Below are 13,180 nucleotides of genomic sequence, written 5' to 3'. Positions count from 1 at the left end.
GTTGGCGCGACCCGCCCGGGGGCCTATATCCCGCCCGTTGCGTTTCGCGCCGGCCGGCGCCTCGCGCGTTCACGGCCGAAGAAAGTCCGCGTCATGCCCCGGGACATCCCCGCCCCCGCCCCGTCCCAGACCTCGCTCCAAAGCTCGCCCCACCCGGGCATGGGCTTTATCCAGTTCGTCGCCCTGATCGCGGCGATGATGGCCACCAACGCCCTGGCCATCGACTCCATGCTGCCGGCCCTGCCGCAGATCAGCGCCAGCCTGGGCCTGACCGGCGAAAACGAGCGCCAGTGGGTGATCACCGCCTATCTGCTCGGCTTCGGCGTCGCCCAGATCGCCTACGGTTCGCTGGCCGACCGCTATGGCCGCAAGCCCGTGCTGCTGGCCGGGCTTTCGCTCTACGTGCTGTTCAGCCTGGCCTGCGCCCTGACCACCTCGTTCGAGATGCTGCTGGTCGCCCGGGCCCTGACCGGCGTCGGCGCGGCCGCCACCCGGGTGCTGGCCGTCTCCATCGTCCGCGACTGCTATTCGGGCCGCCGCATGGCCCAGGTCATGTCGCTGTCGTTCATCGTCTTCCTGGCCGTGCCGATCCTGGCCCCCTCGATCGGCCAGGCCATCGTGCTGGTCGCGCCCTGGCGCTGGATCTTCGGCGTCATGGCGCTGTTCGGCGGGCTGGTGATCGCCTGGACCGCCGTGAAGCTGCCCGAGACCCTGCATCCGGAGGACCGCACGCCGATCTCGGCCAAGGCCATCCTCTCGGCCTTCCGCCAGGCCCTGACCGAGCGGACCGCCATCGGCTACACGATCGCCGCCACCCTGGTGCTGGCGGGCCTGTTCGGCTTCATCAACTCGGCCCAGCAGGTGTTCGTCGACGCCCTGGGCGCGGGCGAGTGGTTCACCCTGATCTTCGCCGGGATCGCCGGCGGGATCGCCGTGGCCTCGCTGGTCAACGCCCGCATCGTCGAGCGGCTGGGCATGCGCAAGGTCTCGCACGGCGCCCTGCTGGGCTTCATCGCCTTCGCCGGGATCCACGCGATCGTCGCCCACACCGGCCACGAGACGGTCTGGACCTTCGCCCTGCTGCAGGGGTCGATGATGTTCTGCTTTGGCCTGGTCATGTCGAACTTCGGCGCGGTGGCCATGGAGCCGCTGGGCCACATCGCCGGCGCGGCGGCCTCGATCCAGGGCTTCATCACCACCATCGGCGGGGCGCTGGGCGGCTTCATGATCGGCCAGCTGTTCGACGGCACGGTCGGGCCGCTGACCCTGGGCTTCTTCGGCTTCGGCCTGGCCGGCCTGCTGGTCGTGCTGGTCACCGAGAAGGGCAAGCTGTTCCAGACCGGTCCCGGCGGCGGCGCGCCAGACATGGCCCACTAGCCGGTCCTCTAGCCCCGGGCGCGCTCCAGCGCCTCGTACAGCCGCCCGATGTCGAGGGGCTTGGCCAGCCAGTCGGTCATGCCCGCGGCGCGGCAGGCCTGGACCTCCTCGTCGGCGACGCCGGCGCTGAAGCCGATCACCGGCACGTCGCGATTGGCGCTGTCGCCGGCCCGCAGGCGGCGCGTGGCCTCACGGCCGTCGAGGCCGGGCATGTTGACGTCCATCAGCACCACGTCGAAGGGCTCGGCCTCCAGCCGCTTCAGCGCCTCCAGCCCGTCCGGCGCCGTGGTCAGCACTACGCCCAGCGGCTCCAGCACCAGGGCCAGGGTGCGGCGGTTCACCTCGTGGTCGTCGACCGCCAGGACGCGCAGGGCCGTGACCTCCGGCGGGGCCGCGCCCTGGTCGTTGGCGGCGGCGACCTTGGTCTCCTCGGCGCCCTGGGGCAGGGCCAGGGTCAGGCGGAAGATCGCGCCCTTCGGCTCGCCCGGACGCGCGTCGAGCTCACCGCCCATCAGCCGCGCCAGCTGCCGGCTGACGGTCAGGCCCAGGCCGGTGCCGCCATAGGTGCGGGCCGTCTCCAGCGAGGCCTGGGTGTAGGGCGTGAACAGCCGCTCCATGGCGTCGGGAGCGATGCCCGCGCCGTTGTCCTGCACCTCGATCTCGACCTTCACCCAGCCTTCGTCGGCCGGAACCGCCAGCAGGCGCAGGGTGATGGCCCCGTCCTCGGTGAACTTCACGGCGTTGGAGAGCAGGTTGTTGAGGATCTGGCGCAGGCGGAACGGGTCGCCCCGCACCCAGACGGCCGGCTGTTCGGCGGGCGGCTCGCGCAGGGTCAGGCCCTTGGCCTTGGCGCCGGCGGTCCAGAAGCGGGTGGCGTCGCGGATCGCCGCCAGCAGGTCGAAGTCGCGCGCCTCCAGGCTCATGGCCCGGGCCTCGATCTTGGCCTGGTCGAGCATGTCGGTCAGCAGGCCGGTCATCAGCTGGCCGGCGTCGACGATCAGGTCGGCGGTGACGCCGGTCTGGGCCGGATTGACCCCGGCGCGGATCAGGTGCGCCCCGGCCAGGATCGCCGACAGCGGCGTGCGCAGCTCGTGGCTGACGATGGCGGCCATGGCGGCGCGGTCGGCAACGGCGTCCTCGGCCTGGATGCGACGGCGGTCGGCCTCTTCGCGGGCGGCCATCACGGCGCGGCGAGCCTGGTGCACGCGGCTCCAGATGGCGTGGACGACCAGCAGGAAGAACACCGCCGTCACCGCCAGGATCAGGATCATGCCGTGCGGCTGGCCGCCCCAGAACCAGAACGGCATGGCCGCCAGGCTGACGGCGTAGGGGATGGCGCCGGTGTAGAACATCGGCCGGCAATCGACGCCCGAGGCGACGTTGTTGAGCATGCCGCCGGCCAGCACCAGCAGGCTGATCACCACCAGCGGCATGGCCCCGTTGGTCCAGATCAGCGTCACCACCGCGGCGTGGGCGAGCGCCATCACCGCCATGGCGACCATGGCCAGGGCCGCGTGGAAGCGGACGTTGCGGGTCGGGAAACGGCCCTTGGCGAAGGGACGGACGGCGACGAACTCCAGCCCCTGGACCAGGGCGCTGACGCCCAGCCAGGCCGGGATCAGGCTCCCATGCCCGGCCAGATGCAGGGCCCAGCTGAGCAGGCCCGTCAGGCCCAGGCGGATGACGATCTGCCTGTAGCGCTCGTCGGCGTTGGCCGGCAGGTGGGGCAGAAGCGAGTCTAGAAACTTCACCATGCCCCCTCGCCTATCCCCGATAGGCGAAGGATCGGTGAATCCTGGACCCGTCAGTCCAACATCCGCTCCAGAGTCGCCAGTCCGTCGGCCTCCCGCGACGGTTTGTCCCAGCGGATGCGGTTGATGCGGGGAAAGCGCATGGCCACGCCCGACTTGTGGCGGGTCGAGCGCTGCAACCCTTCGAACGCCACCTCGAACACCAGGCCGAACTCGAGGTCGGCGCGCACCGAGCGCACCGGCCCGAACCGCTCGACGGTGTGGTCGCGCACGAACTTGTCGATCTGCTTCAACTCCTCGTCGGTGAAGCCGAAATAGGCCTTGCCCACCGGGGTCAGCTTGCGCTCGCCGGTCTCGTCCTCGCGCCAGACGCCGAAGGTGTAGTCGGAATAGAAGCTCGACCGCTTGCCGTGGCCGCGCTGGGCGTACATCAGCACCGCGTCGACCAGGTGCGGATCACGCTTCCATTTGAACCACGGCCCCTTGGGACGGCCGGGCTCGTAGGAACTGTCCCAGCGCTTGAGCATCAGCCCCTCGGCGATGGCCGGATCGCCGACCGGCGGATCGGCGCGCAGAGCGGCCAGTTCCTCCCAGGTCGCGAAGGGCTGGAGCGGAGAAAGATCGATCCGCGACGTCTTCAGCCCGCCGACGAAGGCCTCCAGGCGCTGGCGGCGCTCGACGAACGGCAGGCTCCGCAGATCCTCCTCGCCGTCGAGCAGCAGGTCATAGGCGCGGATCCCGGCCGGATGGGCGGCCATCAGCTTGGCGTCCACCGTCTTGCGATTCAGGCGCTGCTGAAGATCGCCGAAGCTGGCGATCGCGCCGCCCCGCATGACCAGCAGCTCGCCGTCCAGCGCGCCCTCGAAGTCCAGCGCGTCGAGCACGTCGGGGAAGGTCGCCGAGATGTCGTCGCCGGTGCGAGTGTAGAGCCGGCGCTCGCCGCGCTCGCTGACCGCCTGGACGCGGATGCCGTCCCACTTCCATTCGGCGGCGTAGGCGGCCGGATCGAGCTTGGCGAAATCCACCGCCTCGTCGATGGCCTGGGCCAGCATCACCGGCCTGAAACGCCCTGGCGCGTCGGGCGAGGGCCGCTCGGAGCGCCCCTCCAGCCAGGCGAAGAGGTCGCCATAGGGCGGCTCGATCGCGTGCCAGACCTCCTCGATCTCGCCGATCGGCACGCCGCCGAGATTGGCGCAGGCCTGCTTGGCCAGGCGCGACGACACCCCCACCCGCAGCCCGCCGGTCATCAGCTTGAGCAGCGCCCAGCGACCGTCGGCGTCCAGCGCGTCGAGCCAGCCCTCGATCAGTTGCTGGGCCTGGGCGCGCGACGTCGTCTTCAGCGCCTCGACCACCTCCGACAGCTCAGGCTCGCGATTGGCGCCGGGCTGCTCGGGCCAGACCAGGGCGACGGTCTCGGCGAGATCCCCGACATAGTCGTAGGACCAGGCGAACAGCTGGGCGTCCATCCGCGCCTCGACGGCCTTCCTGATGAAGGCCGGCTTGGCGGCGTCGAACGACAGCGCCCCGGTCAGGGCCGCCAGGGCGTAGCCGCGATCGGGATCGGCGGTCCCGCGCAGGAAGTCCTCGATCAGGGTCAGCTTGGCGTTGCGCGAGGCCGTCAGCGACAGGCGGTCGAGAAGGTGGGCGAAGGCGCGCATGGAAAGAGAATGTCGCGCCCGGACGCAGGTTCAAGCCGTGGCGCGGCTTGCACGCAATTCAAACATTCGTTTAACTCCAATGGAGAGCCTGGCCCCGGAGACGACCATGACGTTCCAGCCGCCCGAACCCTTCGTCCCGCACACCCGCGCCAGCCCCCTGACCGCGCCCTGGGAGCCGATCTACGCCGACGTTCGCGACGACCGCTGGGTGCTGGGACTGGAGGCGCGCGAGGTCCACGCCAATTCGCGCGGCGGGCCGCACGGGGGCCTGATCGCCGCCCTGGCCGACAACGCCATGGGCCTGTCGTGCGGCGTTCGGATGCGCCGCGAGGGCCTGGCCTTCAACGGCTTCGTCACCGTCTCGCTGGGGGTCGACTATCTGGCCGCGCCGAGCCTTGGCCAATGGCTGGCGTTCGACACCGACTTCATCAAGCCCGGCAAGAGCCTCTGCTACGCCGAGGCCACGGTCCTCGCCGACGGCAAGCCGGTGGCGAGGGCGCGGGGCACGTTCAAGGTGGTGTGAGCCTCAGGCCTTCGCCTCGTCGAGCTGGCCCAGGATCATGATCTTCTGCCAGATCTTGCGGCCGAGGTCCGAGGTCAGGGTCTCGATGTCGTTGACGGCCGCCAGGATCGCTGGGTCGTCGTTCTCGCCGGCGTAGAGGGCGGCCAGCTTGGCGGTCAGGGCCAGCATCTCGGCGCAGTAGTCGAGATAGCGGGCCAGCTCGAAGCGGCTCATCTCGCGGGCCGGCGAGGAGGCCGTGCGCGGCCCCATCACCAGGGTCGGGTCCTTGGTCAACTGGTGCATGTCGACCACGTGGGCGAAGGAGCGCAGTTCGTGCAGCGCCTTGTGCACGCGGGCGCGCTTCCAGCGGGCCTCCAGCGACAGCAGGAACCACACCGCGCCGGCCGACAGCAGGGCCAGGTTCACCGCCGGCTCCAGGCCCTCGGCGGCGTGCAGCACGTCGGTCCCGCGAAGGCCGGCCAGCCAGTCCGTCCGGACGATCAGCCAGGTCGGCAGGGCCAGGGCCGCCAGGACGATCGCCGCCACCGGCAGGCGCAGGGCCAGATAGGGTCGCGACAGCCGCCGCGCCCGCCGGGCCGTCTCCCGCGCCGTCGCCGTCAGCCGCGCGCACACCCGCGAAAGGCCGGAAGCCGGAAACCGTTCGGAGATCCGCGCGTGCAGGTGATCCAGCGTCGTGACCACCTCGCCCGCCTCGAGCCTCATCATGCCCTTCGCCATGGTCCCCCTCCCCTTGCCGACGCCCGCGGCCCGGCTATAGCTAAGCGCTAGTACGTTCGGGGGAACAATTCATGCGTCATTTCACGACCACCGCCGCGGCCGTCGCCTCGGTCGCCCTGCCCGCCGCCATTCTGCCGGCGATCGTCCTGCCCACGGCCGCCCTGGCCGCCGACCAGGAAGTCGTCGCCGGCAAGCCGGACATCAGCTGGCAGGACAGCCTGCCGCGTCGCACCGGCAAGGTGGCGCTGAGCGAAGGCAAGGCCTCGCTGGACCTGGGTCCGGACTTCTACTTCCTCGACGCCGCCGCCGCCCGCCGCGTGCTGACCGAGGGCTGGGGCAACCCGCCGGACGTGGCCGACGGCGTTCTGGGCATGATCCTGCCGGCCCGTTTCAAGCCGCTGGACGACGAGTCGTGGGGCGTCATCGTCACCTATCAGGACGTCGGCTACGTGGCGGATGAAGACGCCAAGACCACTGACTACGACAAGCTGCTGGTCGATCTGCGCCAGGGCGAAGACGAGGAGAACGCCTCGCGCGAGAAGGCCGGCTACAAGACCATCCACCTGAACGGCTGGGCCGAGCGGCCGAGCTATGACGCCGGCAAGCACGTGCTGATCTGGGCCCGCGACCTGGAGATCGGTGGCGGCGAGGCCCACTCTCTGAACTACGACATCCGCGTGCTGGGCCGCAAAGGCGTCATCAGCCTCAACGCCGTGGCCGCGCCCGAGGCCCTGCCCGAGCTGCACGCCATGGCCGGCCGCATCGCCGCCACCGCCCAGTTCGACCAGGGCTCGCGCTATGCCGACTTCAAGCAGGGCGAGGACAAGGTCGCCGAGTTCGGCGTCGCCGGCCTGATCGCCGCCGGCGCGGGCGTGGCCGCGGCCAAGAAGTTCGGCCTGCTGGCCCTGCTGATCGCCTTCGGCAAGAAGGGCTTCGTGCTGATCGTGGCGGCCTTCGGCGGTCTGGTGACCTGGTTCCGCAACAAGTTCGGCGGCGGCGGCAAGAAGGCCAAGAGCGACGCCACGCCGCCGGGACCCGACCTGATCTCCTGATCCCGACGTCCTATTCCCCGTCGTCCTCGTCATAGCCGACGAGGCGCAGGGCCCGGGCGGGGATGCCCTCCAGGGCGCACCAGCGCTCCAGGGCCTCCTCGCGGCCGTGGGTGATCCACACCTCGCCGGGCCGCAGCTCGGCCAGGGTGTCGGTCAGCTCGTCCCAGTCGGCATGGTCGGAGATGATCAGCGGCAGCTCCACGCCCCGTTGCCGGGCGCGGGCCCGCACCCGCATCCAGCCGCTGGCGAAGCAGTCGACCGGATCGGGAAAGCGGCGGCTCCAGCGGTCGGCCAGGGCCGAGGGCGGGGCGACGATGATGCTTCCCGCGAAGTCGCCCGTCTTGCCGCGCTCGGTGGTCGCCGGCGCCAGGGGGCCAAGATCGACGCCGTGGGCCTCGTAGAGCCGGTTGAGCCGCTCCATGGCCCCGTGCACGTGGATCGTCCGGTCCCAGCCCGCCTCGCGCAGCAGGCTGATCACCCGCTGGGCCTTGCCCAGGGCGTAGGCGCCGACGATGTGGGCGCGCTCGGGGAACTGCTCGACCGATTTCAGCAGGGCGGCGATCTCGCCCCTGTCGTCGGGATGGCGAAAGACCGGCAGGCCGAAGGTCGCCTCGGTGACGAAGACGTCGCACGGCACAGGCTCGAACCGCGCGCAGGTGGGATCGCGGCGGCGCTTGTAGTCGCCGGAAACGACGATGGTCAGGCCCTTCCAGCGCACCACCGCCTGCGCCGAGCCCAGCACGTGGCCGGCGGGGACCAGGGTCACCTCGACATCGTTGTGAATGATGCTCTCGCCGTAGGGAACGGCCTGGCGGCTGACGACGGCGAAATCCTCGCCGTAGCGCTCGGCCATGATCGCCAGGGTTTCGGGCGTCGCCGCCACATGGCGATGGCCGGCGCGGGCGTGATCGGAATGGCCATGGGTGATCACCGCCCGGTCCACGGGACGGACCGGGTCGATATAGAAGTCGCCGGGCGGGCAGTAGAGCCCGGCGGGCTTCGGACAGAGAAGATCCTGCGGCTTGATCACGGCTGGATAAGACAACGCGCGATCCTGTAAGCCTATCCCTCCAAGACTAGAGAGCGGCATGAGCGAGACGGATCTGAACGAGCAGCACCGCCTCATCGCCAAGGCGATGAACGAAGGCAGTCCCCAGGCCAAGGCCCTGGGCTTCACCACCCTCGACATCGGCGACGGCGTCGCCGTGCTGAAGGTCCCCTATCGCACCGAGCTGGTCGGTGACCCGGAGACCGGGGTGATCGCCGGCGGGGTGGTGACCACCCTGCTCGACCACGCTTCGGGGCAAGCGGTGCACGCGGCGATGAGCACCTGGACCTCGATCGCCACCCTGGACCTGCGCATCGACTACATGCGGCCGGCCGAGCCGGGGAAGGACATCCTGGCCCGCGCCCATTGCTACAAGCTGACCCGTTCGGTCGCCTTCGTGCGGGCCGTGGCCTACGAGAGCGATCCCGAAGACCCGATCGCCGCCGCCCAGGCCGCCTTCATGCTCGATTCCAGCGCCGGCAAGAAGGCGGGCGCCAACCTCAGGCCGCCTGGTTCCAGCCAGAAGGAGGCCGGCCAATGAGCGAAGCCCAAGACCGCCTGGTCGCCGTGCTCGGCGCCATCCCCTACGCCCGCTTCATCGGCATGACGGCCGAACTGGCCGGCGACGAGATGACCGCCATCCTGCCGTTCTCGCCCGACATCGTCGGCAACCCGATGCTGCCGGCCATCCACGGCGGGGTGCTGGGAGCGTTCATGGAGATGACCGCCCTGGCCCAGCTGTCGATCGCCGAGACCCTGAAGCGCCAGCCGCGCACCATCGACGTCTCGATCGAGTACCTGCGCTCGGGCCGGCCGCTGACGACCTACGCCCGCGCCCAGATCAAGAAGGTCGGCCGGCGGATCGCCAACGTCCATGTCGAGGCCTGGCAGGAGCAGCGCGCCGCCCCGATCGCGGCCCTGCGCGGCCACTTCCTGCTGACCGGGGCCGAGGACTGATCCGCCCTCCAGGCGGCGGCGCGGCGCAAGACGGCGCCACGTCGCCGCCGGCCAAGATAGCAATAATCATCCAGGTAACTGCCAATTCGCGCCGACATTAATCCCGCGTAATGCACATTACACGCGAGATAGTTTCTTAAAACGGCGTCATGACGCATAGGTAACGGGTGTTCATCCCTCGCCCGGCCTATACCCCTTTTCACCGGACGCGGACGTCGCGCCGGGAAACAAACTCAGGGATCAGAACAATGACCTTCTCGAACAACGCCTTCGCTTCGCTGGCCAGCCTGGTGCTCGCCGTCCTGCCGCTCGTCATCGTCGCCGGCTCGCTGTCGCCGAGCTTCTGAGTGAGCGCCGCGTAGCTCCGCCGGCACAAACCCGGCGGGGCATGGCGCAATATTCAGCGCCATAGAATAGATTCGAAATAAACTGATACTTACCTATTTCTGCAAATATCGAACCGTTTCTTTTGCATCATCGATGCAGCAATATCGCCGGTTTTCGACCCCATATTCGCTCAAATATCGTCATCAAACATTGAATTACGGTCTCTAAAAGTCTCGATCCCGCAAGGACTTACTTTGCACTTCGCAAAAGTTGCCGCGGGCAAGGGGATAATCTTAGAGATGAACAAGACCAAGCTGGCCTGTCTGGCCACGACGGCGCTGTTCAGCGGCCTGCTTTCGGCCGCCGGCGCCTACGCCCAATCCACCGCCACCACGGAACTCGACGCCGTCGTCGTCACCGCTTCCAACGGCCCCAAGACCATCGACGGCGCCATGGTCGCCGAGACGGCGCCGAAGGCGAAGTACACGATCACCAACGAGTTCCTGAACCGCCAGCAGGACGGCCAGACCGTGCTGCAGTCGCTGAACCTGGTGCCCGGCGTCGTGTTCTCGAACAGCGACCCGTACGGCTCGTCGGGCGGCAGCATCCGCCTGCACGGCCAGGACGGCGCCCACATCGGCTTCCTGGTCGACGGCGTGCCGCTGAATGACGGCGGCAACTACGCCATCTATTCGAACCAGCAGGTCGACGCCGAGCTGATCCAGCAGGCCAACGTCAACACCGGCTCGACCGACGCCGACTCCGTGACGGCCTCGTCGACCGCCGGCGTCATCAACTACACCACCCTGAAGGCGACCAAGGACGCCGGCGTGGTGATGAAGGCTGGCGTGGGCACCGACAACTATCGTCGCGTGTTCGGCCTGGTTCAGACCGGCGAGTTCGGCCCGCTGGGCACCCGCGCCTGGGTCTCCGCCAGCTACCAGAAGTACGACAAGTTCAAGGGTCCGGGCACGCTCGAGAAGAAGCAGATCAACGCCCGCATCGAGCAGGACCTGGTCAAGCCGGGCGACTTCATCGCCCTGAACCTGAACTACAACGAAAACCGCAACAACAGCTACTATGCCCCCTACCTGACCAACGCGACGGCCTCGGTGGCCGGCGACGTGGCCAAGTACGGCGAGGACTACGACTACAACACCACCGCGGGCTCGTCCTACAACTACGCCCTGCGCAACAACCCCTCGAACACCGGCACGATCCGCGGCCAGTCGCGCTTCACGATCCTGCCGAACCTGAAGCTGACGGTCGACCCGTCGTTCAACTACACCCTGGCCAACGGCGGCGGCTCGACCAGCCTGTCGGAAACCTCGCTGCAGCTGATCAACTCGACCGGCTCCACCGGCGTCGACCTGAACCATGACGGCGACACCAGCGACAGCGTTCTGGTCTACTCGCCCAGCAACACCAACACCCGCCGCTACGGCCTGAACACGTCGCTGATCTGGGACATCAACGACCATCACCGTCTGCGTTTCGCCTACGCCTATGACGAGGCCCACACCCGCCAGACCGGCGAGTACAGCGTCCTCAACAGCGACGGCTCGCCCGTGAACGTGTTCAGCGGCAAGGACGGCTACGGCACGGCGATCCTCAACGCCGACGGCGAGATCGCCCAGAAGCGTAACCGCGCCTCGGTGGCCACCTTCAAGCAGTTCAGCGTCGAGTACCGCGGTGAATTCCTGGACGACAAGCTGACCGCCAACCTCGGCGTCCGCCTGCCGACCCTGGACCGCGAACTGCACCAGTACTGCTACTCGCTGGCGACCTCGACCTCGACGGTCTACTGCACCTCGCGCACCCCGACGACGACGGCCGCCCTGGCCGACGGCGCCGTGGCCCAGGTGGTGACCTTCGGCAGCTCGACGACCAAGTACCTGACGCCGTTCGACGCCAACCGCAGCTATGACGCGGTGCTGCCGAACCTCGGCCTGTCCTATCGCGTCAACGAAACCGGCACTGTATACGGCAGCTACTCCGAACAGCTGTCGGCGCCCAAGGTCGATAACCTCTACAGCCTGACCCAGACGGGCCAGCTGGGCTCGGCCGAACCGGAAAAGGGCCAGACCTTCGAGCTGGGCTACCGCTTCCGCACGCCGTCGGTGATGGCCTCGGCCAGCATCTACCACACCGACATCCAGAACCGGATCGTCACCACCACCGACCCCGACGACGGCAGCAACATCGACCGCAACGTCGGCGACGTGGAGATCAAGGGCTTCGACGGTCAGGTGCAATGGCGCATCGACGAGAACCTGACCACCTACGCCTCGGTGGCCTACACCGACGCCCAGCTGCAGGACGACCTCTATGTCAGCAGCAGCGTCGGCTACGCCAAGACCGCCGGCAAGCAGGTTGTCGAGACCCCGAAGTGGACCTTCGCCGGCCGCCTGACCTACGACATCGGCAAGTTCCAGATCGGCGTGCAGGGTAAGTTCGTCGGCGAGCGCTACATGACCGACGTCAACGACCTGAAGGTGCCGCACTACACGGTGTGGGACGCCGACATCCGCTACGACCTGGGCGGCGACGGCTGGAAGAAGTCCTACGTCCAGCTGAACGTCACCAACCTGTTCGACAAGTTCTACTACGGCAACCTGTCGGGCACGACGACCAGCGCCACCCCGGGCTCGGCCGGCTACGCCCAGCCCTACGCCTATGTCGGCGCGCCGCGCGCCGCGGTGCTCAGCCTGCGGACCGCCTTCTAAGGCGTCCGCAGTTCAGTACGCGTAAGGGAGGGGCGGCTCGGCGACGGGCCGCCCCTTTTCTTTTGCGGTCGTCCCTTTCGGGGCCAGGGCCGCGGCCGTGCGGTGCAGGAGGGCGTGGCGGTCGGCCAGGCGGTCGAGGTCGGGGTCGTAGCCGCCGCCGATCACGCCCACGACCGGGATCTCGCGCGAAAGGCAGGCCCCCAGCACCCGCGCCTCGCGGGCGGCGATGCCCGCGTTGGTCAGCGACAACCGGCCCAGCTTGTCGTCCGCATGCGGATCGACCCCGGCGTTGAAGAAGACGAGGTCGGGCGCCACCCGCGCCAGCAGATCCGGCAGGATCGCGTCGAGCCGGGCCAGATAGGCGGTATCGTCCGTCCCGTCGGGCAGCTCGACGTCGAGATCGCTGGCGGCCTTGCGGTGGGGAAAGTTCTTCTCGGCGTGCATCGAGAAGGTGAAGACGCTGGGATCGTCCTCGAAGATCCGCGCCGTGCCGTCGCCCTGGTGGACGTCGAGATCGACGACCAGCACCTGGCTCACCCGCCCCTCGGCCTGCAGCAGCCGCGCGGCCACCGCCACGTCGTTGAACACGCAGAACCCGGCGCCGGAAGCCGCCTCGGCGTGATGGCTGCCACCGGCGGTGTTGCAGGCGATCCCATGCTGAAGGGCCAGACGCGCGGCCAGGATGGTGCCGCCGGTGGCGGCGCGGGCCCGGGTCGCCACGCTATCGCTGTTGGGCATGCCGATGCGGCGCACGATGTCGGGCGGCAGGGAAAGCTCGACCACGCCACGCACATAGTCGTCCGTATGCACCAGGCGCAGGACCTCGAGCGGCGCGAACTCCGGCTTGTGGAAACCCTCCGGCCCCGGCAAGCCCTCGGCCTCCAGCAGGCTGGCCAGCTTCGAGAACTTGTCCATCGGGAAGCGGTGCCCAGGCGGCATTTCGGCCCGGAAGGCGGGGTGATGGACGATAGGCGGCATACGCAAAGCATGGGCGCCGCGACCATGCGGCGCAAGGCTGACGCTATGGGCAGCCTTGCCCTATCG

General features: G+C 68.9%; 12 protein-coding genes. 7 read left to right on the top strand and 5 right to left on the bottom strand.

What is annotated here, in order from left to right; all coding sequences use genetic code 11:
• Nucleotides 1–159 precede the first annotated feature (159 nt).
• Nucleotides 160–1,377, top strand: coding sequence for a multidrug effflux MFS transporter (locus AC2YHT_RS07205; protein ID WP_487289018.1), 1,218 nt, complete (start codon nucleotides 160–162; stop codon nucleotides 1,375–1,377).
• An 8-nt stretch (nucleotides 1,378–1,385) separates the two neighbouring features.
• Here AC2YHT_RS07205 and AC2YHT_RS07200 read toward each other — a convergent pair whose 3' ends face one another.
• Nucleotides 1,386–3,131, bottom strand: coding sequence for an ATP-binding protein (locus tag AC2YHT_RS07200; RefSeq protein WP_487288888.1), 1,746 nt, complete (start codon nucleotides 3,129–3,131; stop codon nucleotides 1,386–1,388).
• Between the two features lie 50 nt (nucleotides 3,132–3,181).
• On the bottom strand, nucleotides 3,182–4,786 hold the full coding sequence (locus AC2YHT_RS07195) for a cisplatin damage response ATP-dependent DNA ligase (protein WP_487288887.1): 1,605 nt from the start codon (nucleotides 4,784–4,786) through the stop codon (nucleotides 3,182–3,184).
• A 106-nt stretch (nucleotides 4,787–4,892) separates the two neighbouring features.
• Between AC2YHT_RS07195 and AC2YHT_RS07190 the strand changes: the two genes are divergently transcribed.
• Entirely contained in the window at nucleotides 4,893–5,309 is a 417-nt protein-coding gene (locus tag AC2YHT_RS07190; protein WP_110118963.1) for a PaaI family thioesterase, read from the top strand.
• Nucleotides 5,310–5,312: 3 nt separating this feature from the next.
• Here the strand turns inward: AC2YHT_RS07190 and AC2YHT_RS07185 are convergent, their stop codons facing one another.
• On the bottom strand, nucleotides 5,313–6,026 hold the full coding sequence (locus AC2YHT_RS07185; protein ID WP_487288886.1) for a hypothetical protein: 714 nt from the start codon (nucleotides 6,024–6,026) through the stop codon (nucleotides 5,313–5,315).
• 71 nt (nucleotides 6,027–6,097) lie between these two features.
• Between AC2YHT_RS07185 and AC2YHT_RS07180 the strand changes: the two genes are divergently transcribed.
• Entirely contained in the window at nucleotides 6,098–7,078 is a 981-nt protein-coding gene (locus AC2YHT_RS07180) for a DUF2167 domain-containing protein (protein WP_487288884.1), read from the top strand.
• A 10-nt stretch (nucleotides 7,079–7,088) separates the two neighbouring features.
• Here AC2YHT_RS07180 and AC2YHT_RS07175 read toward each other — a convergent pair whose 3' ends face one another.
• The gene (locus tag AC2YHT_RS07175; RefSeq protein ID WP_487288883.1) at nucleotides 7,089–8,123 is read right to left on the bottom strand and encodes a ligase-associated DNA damage response exonuclease; all 1,035 of its coding nucleotides are present in this window, start codon (nucleotides 8,121–8,123) and stop codon (nucleotides 7,089–7,091) included.
• Nucleotides 8,124–8,166: 43 nt separating this feature from the next.
• Here AC2YHT_RS07175 and AC2YHT_RS07170 point away from each other — a divergent pair, with 43 nt between their 5' ends.
• The 4 genes from AC2YHT_RS07170 (at nucleotide 8,167) to AC2YHT_RS07155 (ending at nucleotide 12,136) form a co-directional block, all read left to right on the top strand.
• Nucleotides 8,167–8,667 (top strand): PaaI family thioesterase, encoded by a 501-nt coding sequence (locus tag AC2YHT_RS07170; protein ID WP_487288881.1) that lies wholly within the window; start codon nucleotides 8,167–8,169, stop codon nucleotides 8,665–8,667.
• Nucleotides 8,664–9,083, top strand: a complete 420-nt coding sequence (locus AC2YHT_RS07165) for a PaaI family thioesterase (RefSeq protein ID WP_487288880.1) — start codon at nucleotides 8,664–8,666, stop codon at nucleotides 9,081–9,083. Before AC2YHT_RS07170 ends, AC2YHT_RS07165 begins: the two co-directional genes overlap by 4 nt.
• Nucleotides 9,084–9,331: 248 nt before the next feature.
• Nucleotides 9,332–9,430, top strand: coding sequence for a hypothetical protein (locus AC2YHT_RS07160; RefSeq protein ID WP_233245198.1), 99 nt, complete (start codon nucleotides 9,332–9,334; stop codon nucleotides 9,428–9,430).
• A gap of 279 nt (nucleotides 9,431–9,709) precedes the next feature.
• Nucleotides 9,710–12,136: a TonB-dependent receptor gene (locus AC2YHT_RS07155; RefSeq protein WP_487288879.1), complete on the top strand. Its 2,427-nt coding sequence runs from the start codon at nucleotides 9,710–9,712 to the stop codon at nucleotides 12,134–12,136.
• A 12-nt stretch (nucleotides 12,137–12,148) separates the two neighbouring features.
• Here the strand turns inward: AC2YHT_RS07155 and AC2YHT_RS07150 are convergent, their stop codons facing one another.
• The gene (locus tag AC2YHT_RS07150; RefSeq protein WP_487289016.1) at nucleotides 12,149–13,114 is read right to left on the bottom strand and encodes a histone deacetylase family protein; all 966 of its coding nucleotides are present in this window, start codon (nucleotides 13,112–13,114) and stop codon (nucleotides 12,149–12,151) included.
• Nucleotides 13,115–13,180 lie beyond the last annotated feature (66 nt).

Source organism: Caulobacter sp. SRI_008, assembly GCF_057586355.1.
The sequence above is the reverse complement of the archived record's forward strand: the minus strand, read 5'-3'. Positions and strand labels throughout refer to the sequence as shown.

Coding starts and splice junctions, on each gene's coding strand:
- AC2YHT_RS07160 (WP_233245198.1), top strand. CDS start 9,332: ATGACCTTCTCGAACAACGCCTTCGCTTCGCTGGCCAGCCTGGTGCTC.
- AC2YHT_RS07195 (WP_487288887.1), bottom strand. CDS start 4,786: ATGCGCGCCTTCGCCCACCTTCTCGACCGCCTGTCGCTGACGGCCTCG.
- AC2YHT_RS07205 (WP_487289018.1), top strand. CDS start 160: ATGGGCTTTATCCAGTTCGTCGCCCTGATCGCGGCGATGATGGCCACC.
- AC2YHT_RS07155 (WP_487288879.1), top strand. CDS start 9,710: ATGAACAAGACCAAGCTGGCCTGTCTGGCCACGACGGCGCTGTTCAGC.
- AC2YHT_RS07180 (WP_487288884.1), top strand. CDS start 6,098: ATGCGTCATTTCACGACCACCGCCGCGGCCGTCGCCTCGGTCGCCCTG.
- AC2YHT_RS07150 (WP_487289016.1), bottom strand. CDS start 13,114: ATGCCGCCTATCGTCCATCACCCCGCCTTCCGGGCCGAAATGCCGCCT.
- AC2YHT_RS07200 (WP_487288888.1), bottom strand. CDS start 3,131: ATGGTGAAGTTTCTAGACTCGCTTCTGCCCCACCTGCCGGCCAACGCC.
- AC2YHT_RS07165 (WP_487288880.1), top strand. CDS start 8,664: ATGAGCGAAGCCCAAGACCGCCTGGTCGCCGTGCTCGGCGCCATCCCC.
- AC2YHT_RS07185 (WP_487288886.1), bottom strand. CDS start 6,026: ATGGCGAAGGGCATGATGAGGCTCGAGGCGGGCGAGGTGGTCACGACG.
- AC2YHT_RS07190 (WP_110118963.1), top strand. CDS start 4,893: ATGACGTTCCAGCCGCCCGAACCCTTCGTCCCGCACACCCGCGCCAGC.
- AC2YHT_RS07170 (WP_487288881.1), top strand. CDS start 8,167: ATGAGCGAGACGGATCTGAACGAGCAGCACCGCCTCATCGCCAAGGCG.